This is a genomic window from Streptomyces sp. ICC4 (assembly GCF_003287915.1).
GTDB lineage: Bacteria > Actinomycetota > Actinomycetes > Streptomycetales > Streptomycetaceae > Streptomyces > Streptomyces tritrimontium.
Genome location: NZ_CP030286.1, coordinates 6,762,370 through 6,789,100, shown reverse-complemented (window position 1 = coordinate 6,789,100; position 26,731 = coordinate 6,762,370). Strand labels below are relative to the sequence as shown.

The window sequence follows — 26,731 nt, the reverse complement described above, 5'->3', positions numbered from 1 at the left end:
GCTCCGCTCACCCGCTGCCGGGCGGCGGCGCGGGCGGTTCCCGCCCCGCGGGGGGTTTCGGGGACGGGATCCGGGCAAGGCGCGCCGCATGGTGCGAATCGGGTACACGATGATGACCGAGCAGGCCGGACCGCGTGAGCTGGTGTCCCACGTGGTGGGAGCGGAGGAGGCCGGATTCGACTTCTCCGTCACCTCCGACCACTACTCCCCCTGGCTGGAGTCCCAGGGCCACTCGCCCTATGCCTGGAGCGTCCTGGGCGCGGCCGCGCAGGCCACGTCCCGGATCCCGCTGATGACGTACGTGACCTGTCCGACCTTCCGCTACCACCCCGCGGTCGTCGCGCAGAAGGCGGCGACGATGCAGATCCTGTCCGAGGGGCGCTTCCGCTTGGGGCTGGGCTCGGGGGAGCATCTGAACGAACATGTCGTGGGGGCCGGCTGGCCGGCCGCCCACGTGCGGCTGGACATGCTCGAAGAGGCCGTGGACATCATCCGGCACCTGTTCTCCGGGGAGAGCGTGAGCCACCACGGCGCCCACTACGACATCGAGAACGCCACGCTCTGGGACCTCCCCGACGAGCCGCCTCCGATCGGGATCGCGGTCTCCGGGCCCCGCTCCTGCGAGCTCGCCGGCCGGTACGGCGATCTCGCGATCGCCACGGAGCCCAAACGGCAGCTCCTGGCCCGGTTCGACGAGCACGGCGGCGCGGGCAAGCCGCGCGTGGGCCAGCTGGCGGTCTGCTACGACACCGACCGCGAGGCGGCGGTCGCCCGCGCCCACGACCAGTTCCGCTGGTCCCTCGGCGGCTGGAAGGTCAATGCCGAACTCCCCGGTCCCGTCGGCTTCGACCAGGCCTCCCGGCACGTCCGGCCCGCGGACATCGCCGAGGCCGTCCCGTGCGGTGACGACGTCGAGGCGTTCACCGAAGCGGTGCGCCGGTACGCGGAAGCCGGGTTCACCGAAGTCGCCCTCGTCCAGATCGGCGGGGACCACCAGCGGCCCTTCCTGGAATGGGCCGAGGCCAAACTCCTGCCCGCCCTGCGGGGCGAACTCTCACCCGGATGATCCCGGGGAGGCGGCCGAGCCCTCCCCCGGCCGGATGATCGTGACCCCGCCGCCCGGGGCCGTGCCCATCGCGGCCAGGGCGGCCGGAGCCGCGTCGAGCGGGATCACGGCCGTGACCAGCAGGTCCGGGCGCAAGGCCCCGGAGCGGACCAGCTCCATCATCGGGGGGTACGCGTGCGCCGCCATCCCGTGGCTGCCCAGGACCTCCAGCTCCCAGCCGATGACCCGCTCCATCGGCAGCGCCGCGGTTCCCCCGGCCGCCGGCAGCAGTCCGACCTGGACGTGCCGCCCGCGCCTGCGCAGCCCGGCCACCGAAGCCGCCGCCGTCACCGGTGAGCAGGGCGTCCAGCGACAGGTGGGCGCCGCCGCCCGTCAACTCCCGGACGGCCTCGGCAGCATCGCCCCGGGAGGGATCCACGCCGTGCGCGGCGCCGAACCGCCGCGCCAGCTCCAGCGCCCCGGGAGCCGTGTCCACGGCCACCACCCGGGCCCCCGCGGCCACCGCGACCATCACGGCGGACAGCCCCACGCCGCCGCAGCCGTGCACGGCGACCCATTCGCCCGGCGCCGCCCGCCCCCGGGCGACCACCGCACGGAACGCCGTCGCGAACCGGCAGCCCAGCCCCGCCGCCGTGTCGAAGGACAACTCCCGCGGCACGGCGACCAGGTTCACATCGGCGTGCTCCAGCGCCACGAACTCGGCGAAGGACCCCCAGTGGGTGAACCCGGGCTGCGTCTGGCGGACGCACACCTGGTGCTGGCCGGCGGCGCACTCGGCGCAGCTCCCGCACGCGCAGACGAAGGGGACCGTGACGCGGTCCCCGGCACGCCAGCGGGTGACCCCGGATCCCACCGCCTCCACCACGCCGGCCAGTTCGTGCCCGGGTACGTGCGGCAGCACGATGTCCGGGTCGTGCCCCATCCACCCGTGCCAGTCGCTGCGGCACAGCCCGGTCGCCTCGACCCGTACCACCACTCCGCCGGCGGCCGGGGCCGGATCGGCCACCTCCCGTACCTCGGCCCGCTCCCCGTACCGCTCGAACACCACCGCGCGCACGCCCACCGCCTCCGCTCGTCCCGCTCGCTTGTCCGGCCCGGTCCCGGATGGGAAGCTGCCGGGACCACCACACCATCAGGGGGAAACCATGACCCGCAAGCGCGCGGCGGCCGCCGCCGTATCCGTACTGCTCGCCCTCACCGTCACCGCGCTCGGCGCGAGTTCGCAGGCCTACGCCGCCGCGGGCGACAAGAAGGTGGAGGTCATCAAGTAGGCGCCCGCGATCAGCCGGCCGGGCGCCCCGCCCGCTTCAGGGCCAGCTCCGCCAGGGCCTCGGGGGCGCCCGGCTGTTCGCGGATGCCGGGGAAGGCGTTGACGTCCACGATCAGCGGGGAGCCGTCGGCGGTGGCGATGAGGTCCACGCCGTAGACGTCCAGGGAGAACACCTCGCCGACCCGGAGGGTCAGTTCGGCCCAGCCCGCCGGGATCCGAGGCAGCGGCAGGGTCGGGCCGCGGCCCTCGGGGGAGAGTTCGGAGCGGCGCAGGGCGGCGAAGACCCGGTCGCCGATCGCCCAGAGCTTGTGGTCCCAGCCGCTGTTCGGGGCGAAGTCCTGGACCACCACCGGCTCGTCGGGCCACGTGCCCGCCAGCTCCTTGAGCGCCGCCGCCCCCTCGACCAGGGCGACGAGGTCCCGCCGCCGGCTGTGCCGGCTCTTGACGACCACGGGGGCGGACAGCGAAGCGCCGTCCGCCCACCGCGCGAGCGTGCCGAAGGTACGGGTTCCCGCGAACGGCAGTCCGGCCCGTACGGCGAGCTCCGCCATCAGCGTCCGGTCCTGGCAGAGCGTGGTCGCCGCGGCCGAGTTGACCACGGGAGCCCCGAGCCCTTCCAGGCGCCGGGCCAGGTCCAGCGCGTGCGGGGTGTGCGCCTTGAGCAGGTAGACGTCGGCCGGCGCCGGGTCGCCGGGGTCCGGCGCGCCGGGATCCAGCGGCTCCACGACGTGTCCGGCGACCCGCAGCAGCCCGGCGGCCGCCGACAGCAGCGGATGCCCGGGGTTGTCCGTGATCAGGCCGATCCTCATCAGGCGTCCCCCACCGTGGCGGCGGCGGACCGCGCGGCGGCGGACCGCGCGGAGGTGACGGCCGTGGCCGCTGTGGCAGCCGTGGCCTGGGCCGGGATCGAGACGGGCGGTCCGGCGGGCCGCGGGAGCCCGGCGCCCGAGCCGGCCCGCGCGAGGCCCAGGACCGCACGGGCCACCCGGGCGGCGGCGTCCGGCACCTGACGGAAGCTCGGGAAGTCGTTCACGTCGACGACCACCGGCCCGTCCGGGCCCAGCAGCACGTCCACCCCGTACAGGTCGAGCCCGTACACCTCCCCGACCCGGGCGCCGATGGCCGCGATCTCGGCGGACAGCGGGACGCGCCGCTCCGGGACCGGGCTGTCCGGGTGCAGCGGGGAGCGGCGCTCGGTGGCGAAGAGCTCGCCGCCGACCGCGTACACCTTGATGTCGGTGCCCGAGTTCGGCACGTACGGCTGGGCGATGAGCATCCCCTCGCCCGCCAGTTCGGGGAGCATCGCGGCGAGCCGCTCCGGCGAGGACACCAGGTGCACGGCGCGCCCCGAGCTGCCGTCGGCGGGCTTGACGACCAGCGGGTACTCCGATTCCGGGATCTCGGCCAGCAGTTCCGGCCGGGCCGCGGCGTACGTCGGCGGCAGCGGCAGTCCCCGCCCGCGCCCGATGGCGGCGGCCAGTGCCTTGTCCCGTACGCCCCGGATCGCGCGGGCGTCGTTGACCGTGGTCATCCCGGCCGCGGCGGCGGCTTCGAGCAGGGTCAGCCCCGGCCCGCCCGACACGGTCTTGAGCACCCAGGCGTCATGGGCCCCGGCGTCCACCACCTCGCTCATCCGCAGCAGTGAACCGCCGGGCCGCAGCACATCCACCCGATGGCCCCAGGCGGACAGTTGCCGGACCACCTCGTTCGGCATTCCGTCATGGCGGTAGTGCTCCTCCACCAGGAAGCAGAGCCTCATGGACCTTCCCCATATTCCCCGGACGTCCGCCGATCCCGTCCGGCGAGTTGTGACGTCACAGGATGTCATGGACCGCAATGTGATGATCGGTCCGTGTCCGCCGGGGCGTGGACCGGGGCCCGGCCCGGTCTCAGGCCTGCGTGGTCGCCGAGAACGCCGCGTCCCGGACCTCCGCCTCCGGGTGCCGGCGCAGTTCCCGCAGCAGCTCCCGCCACGGCGCCGGCCAGCCGTGCAGGCGGCCGACGGCGGCGGTGAGGGCGGCGGCGAACAGCCCGGCCTCCGCCGTGCCGTCGGCCGCGAGGCCGCGCGTGGTTTCCAGGACCGACGCGGGATCCGGCAGCAGGTCGCCGTGGCCGTACCGGGTCGTGAGGCGGGAGGCCGTCGCACGGGCCAGCCCCGGCCGGCCGCGCAGGGCGGCGACCAGCTCGTGCAGCGCCGCCCGCTGCCGGGCCGGGTCCGCGGGATCCGCCCGCAGGTCGACCGCGCGCAGCAGCAGGTTCACCCGGGCCTCGGCCAGCAGGGGTTCGCCGGCCAGTTGGCGCAGCACCGCCTCGCGCGCGGCCGGCCGGTCGCCCAGCGGCTGGGCCGCCAGCTGTCGCAGCCTGCGCAGGGCCGGCCGGTCGAGGTCCGGCTCCGCGTCCGGCTCCTCGCCGGCCCGCACGATGTCCAGCAGCTCGGCCACGGCCCGGTGGAACGGGCTGCCGGGCTCGGCGCCGCCCACGGGGTGGGGCAGCGTGGAGGCCGCGATCTGCGCGAGGGCCGACACGGCGTGGTGCGCAGCGCCGCGCGGCGTGAGGTCGCAGACCGCCAGCCGCAGGGTCTCCGCGGGTTCGGGGTCGTACGCCGCCCACTTCGGCAGGCTCAGGTGGTGGTGCGGGGCGATCCCCGCCGCGGCCCCGTCGCGCACTCCCGTCGCCGCCGCCACCAGCCGGGCGAAGCGCGGGCGGTGCTCCGCGCGCACGGTGAGCGGAGCGGTGTCGAGGAGGGCGGCCCGGCTGTCCGGGGATCCTGCGGCGGCGGCCTCCAGGAGCTCCCAGGCGGCCTCGGCGGGCAGCAGCCCGAGGGCGAGCCGCATGGCGACGGCCTTGAGGTCGGGATGGCTCGCGGGGTCGCGCCCGATCCGGCCCATCAGCGCGACGGCGAGCGCCGGCGGCAGCAGCCGGGCGGCGAGCCGGGCGGCCTCCTTGCGGCTGGTGACCTTGACTTCCCGGCCGGGGTCGAGCAGTTCCGTGATCCGATGTGCGAGCGCCGAGGGCGCGGTGGCGGCCGCCGCCCGGCCGGCTGCGTACACCGCGACCCGGGCCCGGTCGCCGCCGGAGTGCGCGAGCAGCTCGTCCAGGACGGCGGCGGGCTCCACGGTCCGGGCGGCCGCCGCGAGCGCGGCCTCGGCCAGCACGGTGTTCTCGGAGCTCGTGAACTCCCGTATGAGTGCAAGCCCGTGGTCGGGGATCTGAGCGGCTTCGCGGATCGCCGACGTCCGCTCGTACAGCGTCGCGGACTCGTCCCGGACGGCCGCCGCCGTGAGGCGGGCCGCCGCTTCCTGCTGGCGCGGCAGCCAGCGGGAGGCGTGGGTGAGGACCGGCAGCGGCCGGGCGGAGTCCTCGCGCAGGAACCGCCCGGACGGCGGCTGCCCGGTGAGCAGCACGTCCAGCAGGTCGCTGCGGCGCGCCGACAGGACCTCGCGTACGGACTTCAGCGCGGCCGCCGAGGGCTCCCGGGCCAGCAGGGCGACCGCCCGCTCCTCGCGCGTGGCGGGGTCGTCCAGCCAGACGTTCGCGAGGTGGGGGGCCGATTCGTCCTCGCACCGCTCCAGCGCGTCGGTGATCATCGGCTCGAGTCCGGGCACCAGGGCGCGGTCGTTGTCGACGAAGTGGGCCAGCTTGAGAAGGGGGACGAAGTCGCCCTTCCCCGCGGCGGTTTCGGCCCACGGGCGCAGCACCGAGAACACCCGGTCCCGCCGGTCCTGCCGCGCCGGCCAGTCCCGCCCGCCGAGCATGGCCCCGCCGGTGCGGTCGACGAGGAGGCACAGGGCGCGCAGGGCCCAGTCGACGAGATCGGCGCCCGCGGCGGGGTCGTCGAGCACGGCGAGCAGCAGGCCGCGCACGGCGTTGCGGGTGGCGTAGGAGGAGTCCCGGGCCTGGAGGGCGTCCAGGGCGATCGCGGCCAGGTGGCCAGGGGTCGAAGGGGAGCGCAGCAGGCCGACGGGCAGTCGCACCAGGCCTTCGAGCACGGCGGACCGCACGGGATCGCGGTCGTTGCGCAGCCGGCCCGCGATCAGGGCGAGCACCTCGGCCACCGCTTCGGGGTCGCCGGAGTCGGCCGCGTTGGCGACGAGCAGCACCCAGGCGTCCGCGCGCCGGTCGGCGTCGGAGCCGCCGCAGGCGGCCAGGATCTCGGCGCGGACCTCGGCCACCGGGAGGTGGGCCAGCGAGGGGGGCAGCGCGCCGGGCAGGGGCCGGCCGGTGGTCCGTTCGCGGGCCACGGCGAGCCGTGCTTCGGTGTACCGCCGCGGAGGCGGGAGGAGCGGAAGCAGCGGGGCGGCCAGGTTCCACGTGGCGGGTGTGAGGTCCTGCGTCACCGCGTCGTGGAAGGCTTCGCGGCGCGCCGGCGGCAGTGCCTCGAACAGCGCGGCCAGGTGCTCGGGACTGCGCAGCCAGCGCCGCCCGAGCACGGGCAGCGAGGGCGGGTCGGCCCGTACGAGCCTGCGCAGGAGGGAGGGCGCCGGAGCGGGTTCGTACCGCGGCTGCCGGCGCGCCGGATCGGCGAGCCACCGTACGAGGCGTTCGGCGTCGGCGCGGGCGAGCAGGCCGAGCCGGTCGCGCACCTCGCGCTGCGGGGTGGTGGGCCCGTACCGCTCCAGCAGGCCGAGCACGCGCAGCGGTTCGGCGGGCGCGGCGGCGGCCGGCCCGGAGGAGCGGCGCGCCCACCAGGAGTCCCGCAGCCCGTCGGGGAGCCCGGCGAGCTCGGCTTCGGCGTTGTCGAGCACCGGCCCGGGATGGCGCCGGGCCAGCCGGGTCCAGTCGCCGACGGCGTCCGCGAGCCCGGGCAGCAGCCGGGCCACGGTCTCGGGCCCGCAGGCGGGCAGCAGGGCCGCGGCCTCGTGGTCGCCCCACCGGGCCCGCAGCCGGGGGAGGAGGGCTTCGGCGAGCGCTCTGCGTCCGCCGCGCCGGACGGTCCGGGACAGCTGCCCGCGGACCTCGGCGGAGGCGTCCTCGTAGGCCGCGATGATCGCCTCGTCGGGCACGAGCGGGGTCCGGGCGGCCCGCAGGGCGTAGCCGCGGACCACCGGGTCGGGGTCGGTGAGCCGCGCGCACAGGTACTGCGTCCGCCGGCCGGCGAAGGCGGCGAGCGCCGCCAGCCGCCGCTCGTAGCGGCCCCGTCCGTTCAGCTCCTCCAGTACGGGGTCGAGCTCGCCTGCGGCCGCGAGATCGCGGGCGGTGGTGGCGGCGAGGCGGAGCCGGGCCCGGTGCGGAAGCGGTTCGAGAGCGGTGAGCAGTTGTTCGGTGGTGCGTGACATCGGGTCAGTGTGGTGGGCGGAGCGGGCGGGTCACAACAGGTTTCGGACCCGGTGGGGACCGGGGCGCGCTCGAACTTCCGTGCACTCAAATCGCTACAGAATGACCCTTAGCGGCCATCCACCATGTGAAAACTTGTCAGGAGCTGTCCAAAAGGATCAACAACTCTCCTATAGTGATGCCTCGTTGCCAGGAACCTTCTCCTCCATTTACGCCCGGTATGAGGCTTTGATTGATGACGGCGTCGCCCTCCCCCCTTCGCCCCTCCGCGCTGGCCCTGCTGATCACAGCAGCTGCCGGCGGCGCGCTCACCACGGCGGCGGTGGCCGCGGCCCCGTCGTCCATCGGCGCTCCCCTCGCCTGGTTCTCCGGCGCGGGCGTCCTGCTCCTCTCGGTCGCGGCCTTCGCCGTGACCTGGTCCACGCGCACCGCGCGGATCCAGCGCGGCCGCATCACCGGCCTCGGCGCCGAACTCGCCGCCCGTGACGGACACATCGCCCGGCTGCTCGCCGACGCGGCCCGTGACGCGGCCGCGCGCACGGCCGAACGCGCCCGGCTGGCCGCCGACCACGCGGCCGTGCTGGAGCGGCTCGTCGGCGCGCACACCGCCGAAGCCGACGGCCTCTCGATCGCGCACGCGGCCGAACTCGACAGCCTCGCCGCGGCCCAGAACGCCTCCCGCGAACGGCTCGGCATCGCACTGCGCCGCGCCGAGTCGGGCCGGGCCGCCGCCATGGCCGCCGCGGCGAACGCCGCCGGCCGGATGCAGGCCCTGGCCACCGGCATGCTCGCCGACCTCCGCGAGATGGAGCACCGGCACGCCGACGAGGACGTCCTGACCGACCTGCTCCACCTCGACCACCGCACCGCCCAGGCCGGCCGCCTCGCGGACTCCATCGCCGTGCTGACCGGGGCCCGTTCGGGCCGCCGCTGGGCCAAACCGATCGTCATGGAGTCGATCCTGCGCGGGGCCATGGGCCGCATCGGCGGCTACCAGCGGGTCCGGCTGCACTCCACCAGCGACGCCGCCGTCGCCGGACACGCCGCCGAGGGCGTCATGCACGCGCTGGCGGAACTCCTCGACAACGCCGCGAACTTCTCCCCGCCGACCGCCGAAGTCCACGTCTACGTGGAGGAGGTGCCGTCCGGGATCATCATCACCGTCGAGGACAGCGGCCTCGTCATGAGCGAGGTCCAGCTGCGCCGCGCCGAACAGGCCGTGAGCGCCGAGTCCTTGGACCTCGCCGGACTGTCCGGGACCCGGCTCGGACTCGCGGTCGTCGGCCGGCTCGCCCGCAAGCACGGGCTGACCGTCTCCTTCCGGCCCTCCGCGCGCGGCGGCACGGGCGCGCTGATGATGCTCCCGCAGGAGCTGATCAGCCGCGCGGCCGCCGAAGTCCCGGCGCCGCCGCTCGCGATCCCGGCGCAGCCGTCCGGGCACCGGGCGATCGAGGCTCCCGCCGCGCCCCGTGCGCACACCGAGCCCGAGGCCGTCCACAACACCGCCGCCGGGCTGGCGGGCGCCGCCCGCGCGAAGGACCGTACGCCGGACACGGACGGCGCCGGACCCGAGGACGCGGCCACCGGCGAGCACCCCGAGTCCGGCGACGGAGCCCTGCCCCAGCGCCGCCGCGGCCGGACCCTGGCCGCCGCCCACCCCGAGGGACCGGACGCCGCCGGCGCGCAGGCCCGTACCGCGGCCGCGCCCGCCGGGGCCTCCCGATCCGCCGCGCGCTTCGGCAGCTTCCGCCAGGCCGTCCGCGGCGCCGGGGCCCCCGGCCCCGCCGGCGGGGCCGAGGACGAGCAGCAGCCCGCGCACACCCCAGACCCGGAAGGCAACACGCGATCATGACCGGCTTCACCACCGACGAGACGCTCAACTGGCTCCTGGAAGGCCTCCTCGAGCGCACACCGGGGGCCCGCCACGCCCTCGTGCTCTCCCGCGACGGCCTCAAGCTGTGCCGCACGCCCGAGCTCTCCGTCGACCAGGCCGACCAGCTCGCCGCGATCGCCGCCGGCATCCAGAGCCTGTCCCACGGGGCGTCCATCGAGTTCGGCGACGGCACCGGCGGCGTCCGCTCGGCCATGGCCGAGTTCTACGGCGGCATCCTGTTCATCGTCGAAGCGGGCGAGGGAGCGCACCTCGCGCTCGTCGCCAACGAGGACGCCGACGCCGGCCTCGTCGGCCACAACATGTCCGAACTGGTCGAGCAGCTCGGCGAACACCTCATCGCCAGGCCCCGGGGATGAGCCGGGCCAGGCCGGGCCGGGACGATTCCCCGGACCGGCTCTACACCCTCACCGGTGGCCGCAGCCGATCCGGATCCGACGTCTTCGACCTGGTCACGCTCGTCGTCGCCGAATGCGATCCGGTGCCCGGCATGCAGTCCGAGCACGCGGCGATCCTGCGGATGTGCCGCTTCCCGGCGGCGGTCGTGGAGATCGCCGCCGAGCTCGGGCTGCCGGTGTCGATCGTGCGGATCCTGCTGGCCGACCTGCTCGGCACCGGCCGGATCAGCGCCCGCCACCCGCGTACCGCGAGCTCGGCTTACAGCCTTCCCGACCCCGACATCCTGGAGCAGGTGCTCGTTGGACTCCGCAATCTCTGACGCGACGATCCCCGACGCGGCGCCGACCCACACGTCCGAACCGCTCCGGCCGCGCGCCGCGCTGCGCAGCACCGCCGACAACGGACTGAAGATCGTCATCGTGGGCGGTTTCGGCGTCGGCAAGACCACGATGGTCCGCTCGGTCAGCGAGATCCGCCCGCTGAACACCGAAGAGACGATGACCAAGGCCGGCGAGGCGGTCGACGACGTCGACGGGATCGCCGGGGTCGCCGGGAAGAACGCCACCACCGTGGCCTTCGACTTCGGCCGCATCACCCTCGACGCCCACAACGTGCTCTACCTGTTCGGCGCCCCCGGCCAGGAGCGGTTCTGGTTCCTGTGGGACCGGCTCTTCTCCGGCACCCTCGGCGCCGTCGTCCTCGTCGACACCCGGCGCCTCGCCGACTCCTGGTACGCCATCGACCGGCTCGAACACCACGGCACGCCCTTCGTCGTGGCCTGCAACGACTTCGGCGGACCCGAGCACACCCCGGAGCAGATCCGCGCCGCCCTCGACCTCCCGGCCGCCGTCCCGCTGGTGTTCTGCGACGCGCGCTCCCGCGAGTCGAGCAAGCACGTCCTGATCTCCCTCGTCCAGCACCTCCAGACGGCCGCCCTGTCCCAGACCAGAGGGGTATAAGAGACAGGTGGAGGTCGGGGTGGGCCGGTCGGCCGGGGCCGCGGGCCCGAACTGTCCGAGAGCGATTGGCGGGACGACCGGGGTGGCACCTCCGAGAGCACTGCTCGCGCTGCGGAGCAGCGCTTCCAACTGCTCGGCGTCGGGCCGCGCGGACAGGTCCCGTACGAGCAGCCGCTCCAGTACGGGCCCCAGCGGGCCGGAGCGTACGGGCGCCGGGATCGGCTCGTCGAGCACCGCGACCACGGTCGCCAGGCTGGTGGCCCGGCGCAGCGGGTGCACGCCCTCCGAAGCCACGTACAGCAGCATGCCGAGCGACCACAGGTCGGAGGCGGCCAGCCCCTCCTCGCCGCGCGCCCGCTCCGGGGCGATGTACTCCGGCGAGCCGATCAGCACGCCGGTCGAGGTGAGCCCGGTCGCCCCGTGCAGCGCGGCGATCCCGAAGTCGGTGAGCACCGCGGAACCGTCGGTCCGCAGCAGCACGTTGGCCGGTTTCACGTCCCGGTGCAGCACGCCCTCCGCGTGCGCGGCCCGCAGTGCGGACAGGACGTCGAGCCCGATGCGCAGCACGTCCGCGACCGGCATCGGTCCGGCGGCCAGCCGGTCGTGCAGGGAGCCGCCCTTGACCAGTTCCATCACGATCCACGGGTGGCCTTCCGCCCCGTCGGCGGGTTCCACGATGTGGTGGATGGTGACCACGTTGGGGTGCGCGAGCCGGGCGAGGGCGCGCGCCTCGCGGACGGCCCGTTCGCGCAGTTGGACGGCGAGACCGGGCTGGGCGGCGGCGGTGGCGGGATCCGGCGGCCGGACCTCCTTGAGGGCGACGTCCCGGTGCAGGGCGATGTCGCGGGCCCGCCACACGGTCCCCATCCCGCCGCTGCCCAGGGGGTCCCCCAGTTCGAAGCGCCCGTCGATCAGTTGTCTGCCGGCCTCACTGCTGTCCATGGCCGGTCATCGTAGGCGCCGCCGGTGACCGCCGTGCGGCCGGTGTCCGGTCCGGCCGCGAAGGCCCGGACGGGGTCCGGGTCACCGCCGGGAGTTGCCGAACAGGAGGCGGTAGGCGACGAGCAGGACCAGGGAGCCCGCGATGGCGGAGCCCCAGGTCGCGAGGTCGAAGAATTCGTTCTGGATCGGCCGGTCCAGGAACTTCGCGGAGAGCCAGCCTCCGGTGAAGGCGCCGGCGATGCCGATGAGGGTGGTGACGATCAGGCCGCCGGGGTCACGGCCGGGCAGCAGGACCTTGGCGATCCCGCCCGCGAGCAGTCCAAGGATGATCCAGCTGATGATGCCCATGCCCGTTCACTCCGCTTCGGTGGGCGCGCGCCGTGCGCACGCCTCGTGTCCGTGTGTCGTCGTTCGTCTCACCGAAGAGGACGCGCGAAGTGCCGAAACGGTTCTCGGGCCCGCCGGTTCTGAGGCCCGCCGGTCTCAGCCCGCCGGGTCTCAGCCCGCCGGGTCTCAGGCCCGCCGGGTCCGGGCCAGCAGGACCGCGCCCACGGTCACCGCGCCGGCTGCCAGAAGGCCGCCGCGGGACCGCCAGGACAGGACCGACAGCGCCGACTGCGCGGAGAGCACCGAGCCCGCGCTCAGCCAGGACCCGGCCGAACCGGCCGACAGGGCCGATCCGATCGAGGCCACCGAGAGCACGCTGCCCACCGAGCCGACGGAGAGCACCGAGCCCACCGAGCCGATGGAGAGGATGGAGTCCTTGGACCAGAGCGAGAGCAGCGATCCGTTGTCAGCCGTCATACGGCTCATGCTGACACACGGGCCATGGACGCGGCCTGGGAGGGAACACCGGCCGCGGCGACGGCCGCGGGGGTCGCCGCGGGGGTCGCGCGGGCCACCGGGGTCGCGAGGACCGCCGGGTTTGCGAGGGCCGCCGGAGACGCGGGGGGCGGCGTCGGCGGGGGTGTGCGCGTGAGGAGCAGCACGCCCCGTGCCGCCGCGACCGCGCCCGCCGCCGCCAGCAGAACCCCGACCGCCCCGCCGTGGAGGCGTTCGCCGAGCAGCACCATGCCGATCGCGACCGCGGCCAGCGGGTTGGCGAGGTTGACCACCGCGAGCGGGGCTCCGAGGCCGCCCCGGTAGGCCCGTTGGGACAGGAGCATCCCGCCGACCGCGAAGACCACGACGAGCAGGCCCACGCTGACGACCCGGACGCTGAGCAGCGCCCCGCCGCGGCCGCCCGCGACGGCGACGGTCTGGGTCAGGGCGGAGGCGGCCGCGGAGGCCAGCCCGGAAGCCGTCGCGTGGCGCAGCCCCGAGCTCGTGTCCCTGCGCGCGGTGAGCAGCAGGATCACCGCGGCCGTGGCGCCGGAGACGGCGAGGGCCTCGGCCAGGGTGAGGGCGTCCTCGGGGGCCGGGCCGGAGGCGGGCACCAGGAGCAGCCCGAGGCCGACGACGGTGGCCAGGGTGCCGCGCCACTCGGTGGCCGCGACCCGCCGCCCGGCGCCGCGCGCGCCCAGCGGCACGGCGGCGACCAGGGTGAGCGCCCCGAGCGGCTGGACCAGGGTGAGGGGCCCGTACCGCAGGGCGGCGGCGTGCAGGAGCGCGGCGGCGGCGTTCAGCCCGGCCGACCACCACCAGGCGCCGTTGCCGAGCAGCGCGGTGGCGCTGCGGGCGACCGCGCGGCGGGCGAGGCGTTCCTGGGCGACGGCGGCGGCCGCGTAGGTGACGGCCGCGGCGAGGCAGAGCAGGACGGCGACGAGCGTGGCGTTCACCGCACGGCTCCCACGGTTTCCGCGGCTCCCACGGTTTCCGCGGCGGCCGGGGTCGGGGCGGCCGGGGCCGGAGCCGGGGCGGCCGTGCGCCGGGCCGGCACGCTCCGCCGGGCCACGAGCGAGCGGGTGGCCGGGCGCGGGACCAGCAGCAGCGCGGCTCCCAGCAGCAGGGTCGCGACGATGGCGTCGAGCCAGTAGTGGTTGGCGGTGCCGACGACCACCAGCAGGGTCAGGAGCGGGTGCAGCAGCCACAGGGCGCGCCACCGGGAGGAGGTGGCGGCGATCATGCCGAGGGCCAGCATCAGCGCCCAGCCGAAGTGCAGGGAGGGCATCGCGGCGAACTGGTTGGCCATGGTGTCGGCGGCGGGCGCGGCCCCGTAGACGGTGGGGCCGTAGACCTGTCCGGTGTCGACGAGGTGGGCGGCGGCCAGCATCCGCGGGGGTGCGAGGGGGAAGCTCAGGTGCAGGACGAGCGCGGCGCCGGTGAGGACGGCCAGGACGCGGCGGCTCCAGAGGTAGTGCGCGGGGCGGCGTACGTAGAGCCAGCCGAGGAAGAGCACGGTGGCGGGGAAGTGCACGGCCGCGTAGTAGGTGTTCGCGGCGTGTACGAGGGTGTCGCCGGGGCCGTCCAGGAGCAGGCGCTGGACCAGGCCTTCGCCGGGCAGGCGCAGGGCCCGCTCGGCGTCCCAGACGCGGCCCGCGTTGCGGAAGGCCTCGTCGGTGCGGCCGGTGGAGAGCAGGCGGCCGGCCTTGTACACCGCGAAGAGGCCCGCGACGAGCAGCAGCTCGCGCAGGAGGCGGCGGCGCCGGTGCCCGCCGCGCGGCGATCCCGGCGTGCGCGGCCCCGCGCCGGCCTCGGCAGGTGTGGTGTGGGAGGTCATCCCCCGGTCTCGCTTCCTGTACACGGGCACTTCGACACGCCAGTGTATCGATACATTCGCGTATCGATACACTGACGTACCGATACGAGCGTGTACCGATACGCTCGCGTTCCCGTAGACTTTCAGCAGAGCGGGATCCGGCCAGGCCGGCCAGACCGGCCGGATGCCGTCGGATCCGGCACCGAGCCCGCAGAAGCCCCCAGAGGCCCTGAAGCGCCACCGAGGAGAGCCGCCCCATGACGTCGCCGACGCCGGTCGCCACCCCGGCCCCAGCGCGCCGCTCCAAGATCACGCCGGAGCGCGAGCGGGAGTTCTACGACGCCGTCCTGGAGCAGTTGCGCGAGGACGGCTACGAGGCGCTGACCATGGAGGGCATCGCCGCCCGGGCCAGCTGCGGAAAGTCCACGCTCTACCGGCAGTGGAAGACCAAACCGCAGCTCGTCGCCGCCGCCCTGCGCGCGGACCGGCGGGGAACGCTCGCGGCGGTGGACACCGGCACGCTCGTGGGCGACCTGCGCGAGGCGGCTCGGATCGCGGCCTGCACCTCGGGGCGCGACACCCGGCTCATGCAGGCGCTCGGGATCGCGGTGCTGAGCGATGAGAAGCTGAAGGCGGCCCTGCGCGAGGCGCTGGTCGAACCGGAGCTGGCGGCGTTCGACGCGATCGTGGAGCGGGCCGTGGCGCGGGGCGAGCTCGCCGCCGGGCACCCGGCCGTGGAGTTCCTCCCGGCGCAGCTGATGGGCGTCCTGCGGATGCGGCCCGTCCTGGAGGGGCGCGACGCCGACACCGGGTACCTCGTACGGTTCGTCGACGCGTGCCTGCTGCCCGCGCTGGGCATGGCCGCACGGCCCGGACCGGAAGCGGTCCGGAGCCCCTGAACCGGCGGACCGCCGTCCCCGATGACCGGACGGCGGCCTGCCCGCGCTGCCTCGTGGGGACGGTGGCAGCGCACACCACCCGGACCGGGCGGTGGTCACTCCCGCGCGGAGTGTCCGCCGCCCGGTCCGCGCGGTGAACCGGCCCGACCGGTGGTCCGGTCCGCGCGGTGAACCGGCCCGACCGGGCGCCGAGGCCGTGTCGGCCCGGGCGGCGGTCAGACCCGGGCGGCGGTCAGGTCCGGGCAGCGCCCATGACCCGGGCGAACTCCTCCGGGTCCGCCTCGAAACCGCGTACCGCCGGGTCCAGCGTCCAGACGCCCGAGGCGTCGCGGGTGAACTCCGCGACCGTGGCAGCGGACGCGCCGGCGACGGCCGCGAAGTCCTCCTCGGCGAGATCCGTGTAGCCCTCCCGGATCCGCAGCCGCGGCCCCGCGACGTCCCCGAAGGACACCGCCGGGCCGTCACCCGTCCGCTGGATCACGACCCCCACCACGACGCGGGCCGACTCGTCCGACATCCGGTTCAGTTCGAACGTCATCACCTCGTCGAAGCCGAACCCCTGCCCGGTGCGGCTGTCCCGGTCCAGCGTGATGGTGCCGTCGGGGGACCTGCTCCCGAAGTGCACGAGGTGGACGGGCCGCCCGTACGGGTCGGCGGCGGCGTAGACCCCGGCGACTATGTCGAGGTCGTGGACGGGGCCGCCGGCCGGGCTGGGATCCCATCGCAGTCCGATCTCCACCTTGGCCAGGCCCTTGCGTACTCCGCTCACCGAACTCCCCCTCCGCTTACCGTCTGTTGCCCTCCCATGCTGTCACGCGCCCGTCCGCCCGGTCCGAACGACCGTACGTTCCCGGCCAGTCCGCCGGACCTACCAGTCCCCGTCCCCCACCGGCTTCCCCGGCCGGGGCCCCTTCCCCAGGGGCTTGACCTGCCCGGGGGCCGGGTCGGCCCACGGCGCCCCGTCCTCGCCGAGCCATTCGCCCACCGGGACGACTCCGCTCAGGGCACCGGAGGGGGCGAGGTCGGCCGCCGTCTCGTCGTAGTAGTCGAACCACGGGAGCCCGGCCTGGGTGTAGGCGGCCCGGTCCACCGGCGAGGGCGGTGCGTCCTCCCCGGTGATCCGCCGCCAGGCGGGCGGGGTGACCAGGTGGACGAAGACCCGCGCGGCCGGCTCCGCGCCCCATTCGCCCAGCTTCCGGTCGTCCCGGTAGACCTCCTGGCGCATGGAGCCGCCGACGCCGAGCCCCATCGCGGGGGCCGCCTGCGGGGCGGGTCCGCCCGGGGCCCGCATGCGCGGGTCGGAGGCCGAGCCGGGGGGCCCGCCCGGTGCCGCCGCCATCGGCATCGCGGGGGCCGCCCCGTAGCCGCCCGCGAAGCCTCCCATCGGTGGGGCCCCGTACGCACCGCCGCCGGGCCGGGGTCGGGCCGTGCGCACCCGCTCCTCCTCCTGCCACCGCGCCAGCGCCTTCGCACCGAGCGGGAACGCCTGCAGCTGTACGCCGCCGGTCGTCTCCTCCCCGGTGATCTGGCCCTCCACGGTGGCCCCGAGGCCGAGCGGGACGGCGACGAACTGGCGCACCGTCCCCTTGCCCGAATTGATCCCGTCCAGCCACGGCTGGCGCGGCAGCACGACGTAGTTCTGCGGCCGGCGCGCGAGCGCTCCCGTCCACCGCTCGCCGGAGACGGCGCACACCTTGCCGACCCCGACCTGGAGCGCGGTGGGCCGGCTGGTCCCGCCGAAGCTGAGCCACATCGCCTCGCGCAGGTACACCGGGAGCATCACCCCGCCCTTGGCGAGCCACTCCGCCGGCACGGTGTCCGGATGGTCCTCCACCCGCCGCAGCGGAAACTCTCCCAGCCCCGGAGGCAGATTGTGCGTACCCGACTCCGGCAGCCGCAGCGTCCGCATGAAACGGACCCGCACCCCTTCGCCCAGCAGCAGCGTGTTCCCCTCGACCCTTGCCCCGCCCTCGGCCACGCGACCGGCTCCTCTCCCGTAGTGGTCCGGATCCGCCGCAGGATGTGCGGCCGGTCCGGATCGTGACCCTCAAGATTTGCTCAGATGCCGTGACACTGCGCCCGGCTGTTTCCTAGCTTCCTCGTATACGCGTCCGCCCACCCCCGCGGTTCCCGCGTACCCGAGGAAAGAGTGCAGCATGAAGGTTCCCAAGACCGGCGCGGTCGCCGCGGTCATCGGTCTCGCCCTCACCGTGTCAGGGTGCGGCGGCGACGACGGGCCCAAGGGGAACCTCTCCATCGGCATCAAATTCGACCAGCCGGGCGTCGGCATGCGCGAGCCCGACGGCACCTTCACCGGTTTCGACGTGGACGTGGCGACCTACATCGGCAAGGAGCTCGGCTACAAGCCGGACCGCATCGACTTCAAGCAGGTCTACAGCAACGACCGCGAGCTGCTGATCCAGTACAACGAGGTCCAGTTCGTCGCCGCCAGCTATTCGATCAACGACAAGCGCAAGGAGAAGGTCGACTTCGCCGGCCCGTACTTCCTCGCGCACCAGGACCTGATGGTCCGCGCCAACGACAGCACCATCAACAGGGCCGAGGACCTCAACAACAAGCGGCTGTGCTCGGTGACCGGCTCGACGTCCGCGGAGAACATCAGGAAGAACCTGGCCCCCAAGGCCAGCCTCCTGGAGCTCGGCGGCTACTCCGAGTGCCTCGTCGCCCTCAACGACAACCTGGTCGACGCCATGACCACGGACAACTCCATCCTGGCCGGGTACACGGCGCGCAAGGGCAACGAGGGCAAGTTCCGGCTGGTCGGGCTGAGCCTGAGCAGCGAGAACTACGGGATCGGCATGAAGAAGGGCAACACCGAGCTCCAGCGCAAGGTCAACGAGGCGATCCGGAAGATGGTCGCGGACGGCTCCTGGGAGGCGGCCGTGAAGAAGAACTTCGGCGAGAACTACAAGTACGAGCCGGCCCCCGGCCTCACGACGGGCAGCTGACGGTCGCGCCACCGACGAAGGCCGGGCCCGTCGCCGGCTGACGGGTGGCCGGAATCCGCCCGTCAGCCGGAGGCGACGGGCGGATCCGCCCGCTTGCGCCGCCCCGTCCTGTCCCGCCTCGTCCCGTCCCGCCTCGTCCCGTCCCGCCCCGCCCGGGCGAGGGTGCCGCCCGGGGCGAGGGTGCCGGCCGCCGCGCCCCGGGCGGCGCGGTGGGCTACGCCAGCGGCGCCTTCCCGCGCAGGACGGTCAGGAACTCCCGCATCCAGGCCGAGTGGTCGGGCCACGCGCGGGCCGACACCAGCGTGCCGTCGACCACGGCCTCGGCGTCCTCGAAGTCGGCGCCGGCCGCCTTCATGTCCAGTTCCAGGGCCGGGTAGGCCGTGACCCGGCGGCCGTCCAGGGCGCCCGCCGCGGCGGTGATCAGGGGGCCGTGGCAGATCTGGGCGATCGGCTTGTCGGAGCCGGCGAAGGCGGACAGGATCCGCCGCACCTCGGGGTCGTTGCGCAGGTACTCGGGTGCCCGGCCGCCCGGTACGACGAGCGCCGCGTACTGCTCCGGGTCGACGTCGGCGAAGGCGATGTCGGCGGGCCAGGTGTAGCCGGGCTTCTCGGTGTAGGTGTCGAAGCCGTCCTCGAAGTCGTGCACGACGAACCGCAGCTTCTTCACCGCCGGGGCCGCGATGTGGACCTCGTACCCTTCCTCGCGCAGGCGCTGGTAGGGGTAGAGGACCTCGAGCGACTCCGCCGCGTCGCCGGTCACGATGAGGATCTTCACTGCCATGGGCTGCTCCTGGTAGGGCTGTTCACGGTGTGGCCTCCGCCACCGTGCACGCACCGGCGGGTTGTGCCAAGGGATTCTCGCGCCAATCACCGGCAGCATGACGCGCGTAGAAAATCCTGGCTCCCGACACGTGCTTTTCACCTGTAGGGCACATGACAATGTGAACCTCGCTCTGCCACCTGATGCCCCGCCAATTCCCCGGGCGGGAGCGGTGCGTGTGGAGAGGTACCCCCACGTGATGAGAATCTCGCGCCTTACTCCCTGGGCAGCCGGCCTCGGGGCGGCGTCCCTGCTTCTGCTCCCGGTGTCCGCCTCGGCCGGCCAGCGGAACGCGGCCGCTCCCGCGGCGCCCCCGGCGGCTCCGGTGGTTTCGGCGGCTCCGGCGTCCGCCGTCGACACCTACTACGCCGCCGCCGAGGGCAAGACCGGCGCCGCGCTCAAGACGGCCCTGCACACCATCATCAAGACCCAGTCCAAGGTGACGTACGACGGCGTGTGGAACGCCCTGAAGGTCACGGACCAGGACCCGGCGAACCCCAACAACGTCATCCTGGTCTACTCGGGCCGCTCCCAGTCCAAGTCCACCAACGGCGGCGGCGTCAACGACTGGAACCGCGAGCACGTCTGGGCCAAGAGCCACGGGGACTTCGGGACCGCCACCGGGCCGGGCACCGACCTGCACCACCTCAGGCCCGAGGACGTGACCGTCAACAGCACCCGCGGGAACAAGGACTTCGACAAGGGCGGCAGCCCGGTCTCCGAGGCCCCGGGCAGCTTCACCGACTCCGATTCCTTCGAACCGCGGAACGCGGTCAAGGGCGACGTCGCGCGCATGCTGCTCTACATGGCCGTGCGCTACGACGGCGGCGACGGCTTCGCGAACCTCGAGGTCAACGACAAGGTCAACAACGGCAGCGCGCCCGCCATCGGCCGGATCAGCGTCCTGAAGCAGTGGAACCTGCAGGACCCCCCGGACGCCTTCGAGCAGCGCCGCAACCAGGTCATATACGACACCTACCAGCACAACCGGAACCCGTTCGTCGACCACCCGGAGTGGGTCAACTCCATCTGGTAGGCACGCGCCCGGGCGGCCGCCCTACTGCTCGCCGAGGACCATCCAGTGCTCCGGTTCCGCGAGGGGCGCGAAGCCGGCCTTGGCGTGGACGCCGTGGGCGTCCCCGGTCGCCAGCAGGATCCGCCGCAGCCCGTACGGGGCGAGGTGGTCGCGCACCGCTCCCGCCAGGGCCGTGCCCAGCCCCTCGCCCCGTGTGCCCGGGTCCACGTACACGTCGCAGAGCCAGGCGAAAGCGGTCCGGTCGGTGACGATCCGTGCGTACGCCACCTGGGCGCCGCCCGGTGCGCCGCGCGAGGGCTACAAGCGGTCGGCGAGGGCCTTGAAGGCCGGCCAGTCGAGGGCCGGGGTCCGGGAGTCCCAGACCTTCTGGGACAGGGCCGCCAGCGGGAGGCGGATGCCCGCCGCGACCTGGGCCTGGGTCTGGGCCCCGGCCAGGTCGCACCAGACCGCGAGGCGGGCGCCGAGGATCTGGCCGGCGTACGTCGCGGGGACGGCCGCGGTGCCGCGCAGCACCAGCGGGGTCCACTGCTCGTAGATCCGGCGGCCGGTGGGATAGGTGAACTGGTTGGGCTCCCCCAGCACGTAGTAGAGGTACTCGTCGTTCAGGTTGACCACCTGGCGGCCCTCGCGCAGGTACTCCAGCGGCGGCCGGGCACCGCCCTCCTTGCCCGTCCAGTACTCCACCTGGATGTCCTTGGCCGGCTGGACCGCTCCGCCGGTGAAGAAGCCGTCGTTCCACGCCGCCGGTTTCCGGTCCGCCGAACGGACCACGTCCGCACGGTCGTTGAGCCATCCCGTCGCCAGGTCCTGGACCTTGCCCGCGGGCCCGTAGCGCTGCCGGGCGGCGGCCGCGAGCTGCGGGAAGGAGGCCTGCGGATCGCGGTAGACCAGCGCCTGGTACTCGTCGGCGCCCAGGTTCCAGATCGCACCGGGGAACAACGGCAGGTATTCCCGCAGGAGTTCGTCCACGAGCTTCGCCGCCGCCGGTTTCGCGATGTCGACCGCGCCCTTGACCGGCCGGCCCTGCACGTCGGTCAGCTGCAGCCCCGGGTAGGCGCGCAGGACCGCGCCGAGGTGGCCGGGCGAGTCGATCTCGGGGACGACCTCGATGTGCAGGCTCGCGGCGAGTGCGGTGATCCGGCGCACCTGCGCCTTGGTGAGGTGCGGGTCCGAGACGATCTCGGGGTGGGTGTCGGACTCGATCCGGAAGGCCTGGTCGTCGGAGAAGTGCAGGCCCAGCTGGTTCAGCTTCAGGTCGGCCATCTCGCGCAGCCGGGCCTCGATCCAGTCGGGCGTGAAGTGCTTGCGGGCGATGTCCAGGTTCAGGCCGCGCTGCGGCTTCGCCGGGGCGTCGCGGACGGTGCCCTCCGGGGCCGAACCGCCGCCCGCCACCTCCTGCTTGAGGGTGCGGGTGCCGTAGAACACGCCCGCCTCGTCCGGGCCGCTTATCCGGACCCGGCCGTCGCGCACGGTGAGCGCGTACGACTCCGGGGCACCGGACTTCGCCCCGCCGAGGGCCAGTTGCACGTCTCCGGGACCGGGGTCGGCCGATTCGGCGAATCCCATGCGCAGTTCACCGGCCAGCAGTTTGCCCTCGTCGGTCAGGGCCGCGGCGTCGGCCGGCGGTACGACGACCCGCGCGCCGGGGGTGGGCCGCCAGCCGGGACCGCGGGCCGGCTCGTGTTCCCGTACGGCCGGAACGGTGCGCGGGGCGGTCGACAGCGGGTACGAGGGCGTCGGCGAGGGTGCGGGAGCCGCCGGTTCGGCCGGACCCGCGGGTTCCGCCGGGGAGGCCGGCGCCGCCGGGCTCGTCGGGGCCCGGGCGCCGGGCGGGGCGGCCGCGCCGTCCGTGCACGCGGGCACGGCAAGGGCGACCAGCGCGGCGACCGTGGCCGTCGCGATGACGTGGCTGCGCCCGTGCCTCTTCGTCTTCCGCATCATGCACCTGTCTCCCCCGTACCAACCTGGCACGGGGCTGTCCCTTATACACCTCTCCGAGCCCACGAGACAGGCAGAAAACTCGTCGAGGAGGTGAATAAGGTGCAAATGTAACATGGACACCATCACAGTGGTCTGAGAAGAGTCCGGTTGCAGGTCTGGTGGTCCGGGCCGGCGGTGGATCCGTATGCGGCGATCAGGCCGCACCGTTTGCCACGGATCAGCACGGTCGACGCTGGACCCGGCCCCCGGCGCAGGCGAGTTCGCCCGAGGGAAAGCCGAGCGGCCCGCCGGGGAATCCGGCGGGCCGCTCGGCTTTCCCTCGGGCGAACTCGGCTGCGCCGGGGGCCGGTTCCAGCGTCGATCGGGATGAGCCGGGGCAAACGGGGCGGCCTGATCGCCGCACACGGATCCACCGCCGGCCCGGATCCCGAGAAGTGCAACCGGACTCTTTTCAGAGCCATGTGATGTGTGCCATGTTACATCGCACAGTTCATGGCCGTGTACACGACAGGGTTGGACTCCCCGCCAACTCCCGTTGAACGCACGGTGCGCACTCCCCTTTCGCCGTGTACCCAGCACGGCCGCGAACCGGCTCGGAGGCCCACCCCCCATGCGAAGCTCCCCCACGACCAAGGGCCGTTTCCGGCCCCTCATAGCCGCCTTGGCCTGCTGTCTGGGCCTGACCCTGCTCGCCCCCGCCGGCCAGGCCTTCGCGCGCGAGGTGAATCCCTCCGCCCCGGCGACGGCCTGGAAGTCGGGCGCCGCCCCGCAGCCCTCGACCGAGACGGCCGCGGCCGCCGCGCTGCGGGCCGAGCACGCCGCACGGCCGGACACGGCCCTGTCCGAGCGCGCTCCGCTCCGGGCCGCCGAGGACCCGGTGCGGAGCGAACAGCGCAGAACCGACGCGAAGTCGGCACCCGGCGCCCGCGCTCTCGCCGCGGCCTGCAACGTCGCGGACTTCACCTCGAAGACCGGCGCCGCGCTGGTCCAGCAGATCAAGTCCTCCGAGCTGGGCTGCGTGAACACGCTGTTCCAGCTCAAGGGAGCCGACGCGAAGGCCGCCTTCCGCGAGGCGCAGATGGTCTCGGTGGCCGACGCCGTGCGCTCAGGCGCCGCCAACTACCCCGGCGACAACAGCGCTTCCACCGGACAGCTCGTGCTCTACCTGCGCGCCGGCTATTTCGTGCAGTGGTACAACGAGTCCACCGTCGGCACCTACGGCCCGGCCCTGAAGAGCTCGATCCAGGGCGCCCTGGACACCTTCTTCGCCGCGCCGCGCTCGCGGGACGTGTCGGAGGCCAACGGCGCGACGCTGTCCGAGGCGGTCATCCTGGTCGACAGCGCCCAGGAGAACGCCCGTTACCTCGGCGTCGTCAAGCGCCTGCTGACCGGCTACAACTCCTCCTACGACAGCTCCTGGTCGATGGTCGCCGCGGTCAACAACGCCTACACCATCCTCTTCCGCGGCCACCAGACCCCGGAGTTCCTGCCCGCCGTCCAGGCAGATCCTTCCGTCCTCACCGTGCTGCGCGACTTCGCCGTGGCCCACGACGACCTGCTGGGCACCTCAAAGGCCTACCTGACGGCCAACGCCGGCCGTGAACTGGGCCGGTTCCTCCAGCACTCGGCGCTCCAGGCGACCGTCCGCCCGCTCGTCAAGCAGCTGCTCGACCGCGGCGCCATCACCGGCCGGACCGCCGCCCTCTGGGTGCCGCTGGCCGAGATGACCACCTCGTACGACGCGTCCAACTGCACCTACTACAACACCTGCGACCTGCCGAGCCGAGTGCGCGCCGCCGTGCTGACCGTGAACCACACCTGCGGCCCGACCCTGCGGATCGTCGCGCAGCAGATGACCAGCGCCGAACTGTCCGCCAGCTGCTCCAGCCTGGCCAACCAGGACGCCTTCTTCCACAACGTGGTCAAGGACGGCGGCCCGGTCGCGAACGACAACAACACCAGCCTCGAGGTGGTGGCGTTCGACTCCAGCGCCGACTACCAGACCTACGCCGGGATCATCTTCGGGATCCGCACCGACAACGGCGGCATGTACCTGGAGGGCAACCCGGCCGCCGCCGGGAACCAGCCGCGCTTCATCGCCTACGAGGCGGAGTGGGTGCGGCCGGAGTTCCAGATCTGGAACCTCAACCACGAGTACACCCACTACCTCGACGGCCGCTTCAACATGTTCGGCGACTTCGACGAGGGCATGACGACCCCGACCGTGATGTGGGTCGAGGGCTTCGCGGAGTACATCTCGTACTCGTACCGCGGCATCACCTACGACCGGGCCGTCACCGAGGCCGGCAACAACACCTACAAGCTCAGCACGCTGTTCGACACCACCTACGACAACTCCGACTCCACCCGCGTCTACCAATGGGGCTACCTCGCGGTCCGCTACCTGATCCAGTCGCACCCGCAGGACGTGGCCACGCTGCTCGGCCACTACCGCGCCGGCAACTGGGCGGCCGCCCGCACCCTGCTCACCTCGACGATCGGCACCCGCTACGACGCGGACTTCGCGGCCTGGCTGGCCAGGTGCGCCGCCGGCGACTGCGACGACACCACCGTCCCGCCCGTCAACCAGGCTCCGGTGGCCGGGTTCACCGCCACGGTGAACGGCCTGGCCGTCAACCTCACCGACGCCTCCACCGACGCGGACGGCACCATCGCCTCCCGCGCCTGGGACTTCGGTGACGGCACGAGCTCCACCGCCGCCAACCCGGCGAAGACCTACACCACGGCCGGCACGTACACCGTCCGGCTCACCGTCACCGACAACAAGGGCGCCACCGGGAGCACCAGCAAGCCGCTCACCGTGGGAACGTCCGGGCCCGCCGAATGCGCCGACGCCGACGTCCGGGTGCTCGGTGACAACTGCCACCGCTCCAAGGTCGCGGCCACCAAGGGGAACTACAGCTACTTCTACCTGAACGTCCCCGCCGGGACCACGTCCCTCAAGATCACCGTCTCGGGCGGCACCGGCAACGCCGACCTCTACTACAGCCCCACCAGCTGGGCCACGACGGGCAACTACACCGCCCGCTCCAGGCAGAGCGGCAACACCGAGACCCTCACCATCGACAACCCGGCGGCCGGCTACGTCTACATCAGCCTGTACGCCGTCAAGAACTTCGCCAACGTCACCGTCTCGACCCGGCTCCAGCCGGCCCCGACGGAGTGCGCGGACTCCGACATCCGGGTGCTCGGTGAGAACTGCCACCGCTCCAGCGTCTCCACGACCAAGGGGAACTACCGCTACTTCTACGTGAACGTCCCGGCCGGCACGACCTCCCTCAAGATCACCGTCTCGGGCGGCACCGGCAACGCCGACCTCTACTACAGCCCCACCGACTGGGCCACGACCGGCAACCACACCGCCCGGTCCAAGCACACCGGCAACACCGAGACCCTCACCGTCAAGAACCCCGCGGCCGGCTACGTGTACATCAGCCTGCACGCGGTCAAGGACTTCGGAGACGTCACCGTCTCGACCCGGTTCTGACCCCGGGCAAGCCGGCGGCCCCACCCCTCCCGCGAGGGGTGGGGCCGACGCGCGCGTCCGTACCGCGCGTCCGTACCGTGCGCTCGGGCCGTGCGCCCCCGCGCCTCCGCACGCCCCCGCACGAGGGATGACCGCGGACCGCGGGCCCCACGACCATGAACTGCCGCCCCCGGCCGGGCGGCACGAGATCCGGAGCGACACGTTCACCGCGGGGGAAGCATGGGAAGACGCTGGCTGGTCACTGGATGTTCCTCCGGGCTCGGGCACGCCCTGGCCACCGCCGCGGCCCGGGCCGGGGACGAGCTGGCGGTCACCGCCCGCAAGACCGCCGACCTGGAGGACCTGGCCGCCGCCTGGCCCGGCCGCATCACCCCGGTCCCGCTCGAACTGCGGGACGCCGCCTCCTGCGAGGAGGCCGTGCGCACCGCGGTCGACCGGCTCGGCGGAATCGACATCCTCGTCAACAACGCCGGCATCGGACTGTTCGGCGCGGTCGAGGAGGTCTCGGACGCCGAGCTCCGCGACCAGCTCGAGACCGTGCTCGTGGGCCCCTGGCGGCTCACCCGCCTCGTCCTGCCGCTGATGCGGGCCCAGGGACACGGCCACATCGTCAACGTCTCGTCGGTGGCCGGCCGGATGGCCTTCCCCGGACTGTCCGCCTACATCGCCGGGAAGCACGCCCTCGAAGGCATGAGCCAGGCCCTGGCCGCCGAGGCCGCTCCGCACGGCATCCGCGTCACCGTGCTCGAACCGGGCATGTTCGCCACGCGCTACGGGACCGCCATGCTCGAGGCGAGCCATCGGATCCCCGCCTACGACGGGACCAACCGCGAGATGCTGGAAGGCGCCCGCGGCCTCGCCGAAAACCCCGAGACCGGCCGCCCCGAGGACTTCGCGGCCCGGGTCCTCGACATCGTCGCCGCCGACGCGCCGACGCCCCTGCGGATCCCGGTCGGCGACGACGCCTACGGCTATCTGGACGTCGTGGACCAGGCCGCGCGCGAGGAGTACGCCGCGGCTCGGATCCTCGCGCAGGGCCCGCCCCCGGCCTGACGGCGGGCCGGCGGGCCTCCTCGACGCCAGGTGGCGGAGGCGGCCTACCTGGCCCGCCGCCGCGGG

Annotated in this window: 22 protein-coding genes and 3 pseudogenes; 11 read left to right on the top strand and 14 right to left on the bottom strand. The window is 73.9% G+C overall.

Features of this window, described 5'->3' with window-relative positions; all coding sequences use genetic code 11:
- Positions 1-88 precede the first annotated feature (88 nt).
- Positions 89-1,066, top strand: a complete 978-nt coding sequence (locus DRB89_RS31795; protein ID WP_112451682.1) for an LLM class F420-dependent oxidoreductase — start codon at positions 89-91, stop codon at positions 1,064-1,066.
- Here the strand turns inward: DRB89_RS31795 and DRB89_RS31790 are convergent.
- A pseudogene (locus tag DRB89_RS31790) lies at positions 1,055-2,123 on the bottom strand (zinc-dependent alcohol dehydrogenase family protein). The gene DRB89_RS31795 and the pseudogene DRB89_RS31790 overlap by 12 nt on opposite strands.
- An 88-nt stretch (positions 2,124-2,211) precedes the next feature.
- Here DRB89_RS31790 and DRB89_RS46100 point away from each other — a divergent pair.
- Positions 2,212-2,337 (top strand): hypothetical protein, encoded by a 126-nt coding sequence (locus DRB89_RS46100; RefSeq protein WP_275432038.1) that lies wholly within the window; start codon positions 2,212-2,214, stop codon positions 2,335-2,337.
- 10 nt (positions 2,338-2,347) lie between these two features.
- Here DRB89_RS46100 and DRB89_RS31785 read toward each other — a convergent pair whose 3' ends face one another.
- The 3 genes from DRB89_RS31785 to DRB89_RS31775 form a co-directional block, all read right to left on the bottom strand.
- The gene (locus tag DRB89_RS31785) at positions 2,348-3,145 is read right to left on the bottom strand and encodes an alpha-L-glutamate ligase (protein WP_112451681.1); all 798 of its coding nucleotides are present in this window, start codon (positions 3,143-3,145) and stop codon (positions 2,348-2,350) included.
- Positions 3,145-4,095, bottom strand: coding sequence for a hypothetical protein (locus DRB89_RS31780; protein WP_112451680.1), 951 nt, complete (start codon positions 4,093-4,095; stop codon positions 3,145-3,147). Before DRB89_RS31780 ends, DRB89_RS31785 begins: the two co-directional genes overlap by 1 nt.
- Positions 4,096-4,225: 130 nt before the next feature.
- Positions 4,226-7,612, bottom strand: coding sequence for a hypothetical protein (locus DRB89_RS31775; RefSeq protein WP_112463513.1), 3,387 nt, complete (start codon positions 7,610-7,612; stop codon positions 4,226-4,228).
- A 233-nt stretch (positions 7,613-7,845) separates the two neighbouring features.
- Here DRB89_RS31775 and DRB89_RS31770 point away from each other — a divergent pair, with 233 nt between their 5' ends.
- The 4 genes from DRB89_RS31770 to DRB89_RS45130 all read left to right on the top strand — a co-directional run bounded on the left by DRB89_RS31770 (position 7,846) and on the right by DRB89_RS45130 (position 10,859).
- Entirely contained in the window at positions 7,846-9,462 is a 1,617-nt protein-coding gene (locus DRB89_RS31770) for an ATP-binding protein (RefSeq protein ID WP_112463512.1), read from the top strand.
- Positions 9,459-9,860, top strand: coding sequence for a roadblock/LC7 domain-containing protein (locus DRB89_RS31765; RefSeq protein ID WP_112451677.1), 402 nt, complete (start codon positions 9,459-9,461; stop codon positions 9,858-9,860). The genes DRB89_RS31770 and DRB89_RS31765 overlap by 4 nt, the downstream gene beginning before the upstream one ends.
- Positions 9,857-10,219: a DUF742 domain-containing protein gene (locus DRB89_RS31760; RefSeq protein WP_112451676.1), complete on the top strand. Its 363-nt coding sequence runs from the start codon at positions 9,857-9,859 to the stop codon at positions 10,217-10,219. Before DRB89_RS31765 ends, DRB89_RS31760 begins: the two co-directional genes overlap by 4 nt.
- A gap of 61 nt (positions 10,220-10,280) precedes the next feature.
- Positions 10,281-10,859 carry an ATP/GTP-binding protein gene (locus tag DRB89_RS45130; protein ID WP_239516889.1) on the top strand — a complete coding sequence of 193 codons (579 nt, stop codon included), beginning with the start codon at positions 10,281-10,283 and terminating at the stop codon, positions 10,857-10,859.
- 78 nt (positions 10,860-10,937) lie between these two features.
- On the opposite strand, the pseudogene DRB89_RS45125 reads toward DRB89_RS45130, so the two are convergent.
- The 5 genes and pseudogenes from DRB89_RS45125 to DRB89_RS31735 form a co-directional block, all read right to left on the bottom strand.
- Positions 10,938-11,801, bottom strand: a pseudogene (locus DRB89_RS45125) (serine/threonine-protein kinase); the annotation flags it as partial.
- Between the two features lie 81 nt (positions 11,802-11,882).
- Entirely contained in the window at positions 11,883-12,149 is a 267-nt protein-coding gene (locus DRB89_RS31750; RefSeq protein WP_112450795.1) for a GlsB/YeaQ/YmgE family stress response membrane protein, read from the bottom strand.
- Between the two features lie 165 nt (positions 12,150-12,314).
- Positions 12,315-12,605, bottom strand: a complete 291-nt coding sequence (locus DRB89_RS31745) for a hypothetical protein (protein ID WP_239516424.1) — start codon at positions 12,603-12,605, stop codon at positions 12,315-12,317.
- 5 nt (positions 12,606-12,610) lie between these two features.
- A complete protein-coding gene (locus DRB89_RS31740; protein WP_204357825.1) occupies positions 12,611-13,579 on the bottom strand; it encodes a hypothetical protein in 969 nt (322 codons plus the stop codon).
- Positions 13,576-14,460, bottom strand: a complete 885-nt coding sequence (locus DRB89_RS31735) for a phosphatase PAP2 family protein (RefSeq protein ID WP_112450797.1) — start codon at positions 14,458-14,460, stop codon at positions 13,576-13,578. Before DRB89_RS31735 ends, DRB89_RS31740 begins: the two co-directional genes overlap by 4 nt.
- Positions 14,461-14,696: 236 nt before the next feature.
- On the opposite strand from DRB89_RS31735, the gene DRB89_RS31730 reads away from it, so the two are divergent.
- Positions 14,697-15,338, top strand: coding sequence for a TetR/AcrR family transcriptional regulator (locus tag DRB89_RS31730; RefSeq protein ID WP_112450798.1), 642 nt, complete (start codon positions 14,697-14,699; stop codon positions 15,336-15,338).
- A gap of 232 nt (positions 15,339-15,570) precedes the next feature.
- Here DRB89_RS31730 and DRB89_RS31725 read toward each other — a convergent pair whose 3' ends face one another.
- Both DRB89_RS31725 and DRB89_RS31720 read right to left on the bottom strand, forming a co-directional pair.
- Positions 15,571-16,107 (bottom strand): TerD family protein, encoded by a 537-nt coding sequence (locus tag DRB89_RS31725; RefSeq protein ID WP_112450799.1) that lies wholly within the window; start codon positions 16,105-16,107, stop codon positions 15,571-15,573.
- Positions 16,108-16,206: 99 nt separating this feature from the next.
- Positions 16,207-17,316, bottom strand: coding sequence for a hypothetical protein (locus DRB89_RS31720; protein ID WP_112450800.1), 1,110 nt, complete (start codon positions 17,314-17,316; stop codon positions 16,207-16,209).
- Positions 17,317-17,494: 178 nt separating this feature from the next.
- Between DRB89_RS31720 and DRB89_RS31715 the strand changes: the two genes are divergently transcribed.
- On the top strand, positions 17,495-18,307 hold the full coding sequence (locus tag DRB89_RS31715; protein WP_112450801.1) for a glutamate ABC transporter substrate-binding protein: 813 nt from the start codon (positions 17,495-17,497) through the stop codon (positions 18,305-18,307).
- A gap of 214 nt (positions 18,308-18,521) precedes the next feature.
- Here the strand turns inward: DRB89_RS31715 and DRB89_RS31710 are convergent, their stop codons facing one another.
- Positions 18,522-19,088 carry a DJ-1/PfpI family protein gene (locus DRB89_RS31710; protein ID WP_112450802.1) on the bottom strand — a complete coding sequence of 189 codons (567 nt, stop codon included), beginning with the start codon at positions 19,086-19,088 and terminating at the stop codon, positions 18,522-18,524.
- Between the two features lie 238 nt (positions 19,089-19,326).
- Between DRB89_RS31710 and DRB89_RS31705 the strand changes: the two genes are divergently transcribed.
- Positions 19,327-20,163 carry an endonuclease gene (locus DRB89_RS31705; RefSeq protein WP_112450803.1) on the top strand — a complete coding sequence of 279 codons (837 nt, stop codon included), beginning with the start codon at positions 19,327-19,329 and terminating at the stop codon, positions 20,161-20,163.
- A gap of 21 nt (positions 20,164-20,184) precedes the next feature.
- Here the strand turns inward: DRB89_RS31705 and DRB89_RS31700 are convergent.
- Together DRB89_RS31700 and DRB89_RS31695 are read right to left on the bottom strand one after the other, a co-directional pair.
- Positions 20,185-20,439 (bottom strand): annotated as a pseudogene (locus tag DRB89_RS31700) (GNAT family N-acetyltransferase); the annotation flags it as partial.
- A 21-nt stretch (positions 20,440-20,460) separates the two neighbouring features.
- Complete coding sequence (locus DRB89_RS31695; RefSeq protein ID WP_112453734.1) at positions 20,461-22,101, bottom strand: glycoside hydrolase family 20 protein; 1,641 nt, start codon at positions 22,099-22,101, stop codon at positions 20,461-20,463.
- A 613-nt stretch (positions 22,102-22,714) separates the two neighbouring features.
- On the opposite strand from DRB89_RS31695, the gene DRB89_RS31690 reads away from it, so the two are divergent.
- Both DRB89_RS31690 and DRB89_RS31685 read left to right on the top strand, forming a co-directional pair.
- Complete coding sequence (locus DRB89_RS31690) at positions 22,715-25,612, top strand: collagenase (RefSeq protein WP_239516423.1); 2,898 nt, start codon at positions 22,715-22,717, stop codon at positions 25,610-25,612.
- A gap of 219 nt (positions 25,613-25,831) precedes the next feature.
- A complete protein-coding gene (locus tag DRB89_RS31685) occupies positions 25,832-26,665 on the top strand; it encodes an SDR family oxidoreductase (RefSeq protein WP_112451883.1) in 834 nt (277 codons plus the stop codon).
- The last annotated feature ends 66 nt before the right edge of the window (positions 26,666-26,731 follow it).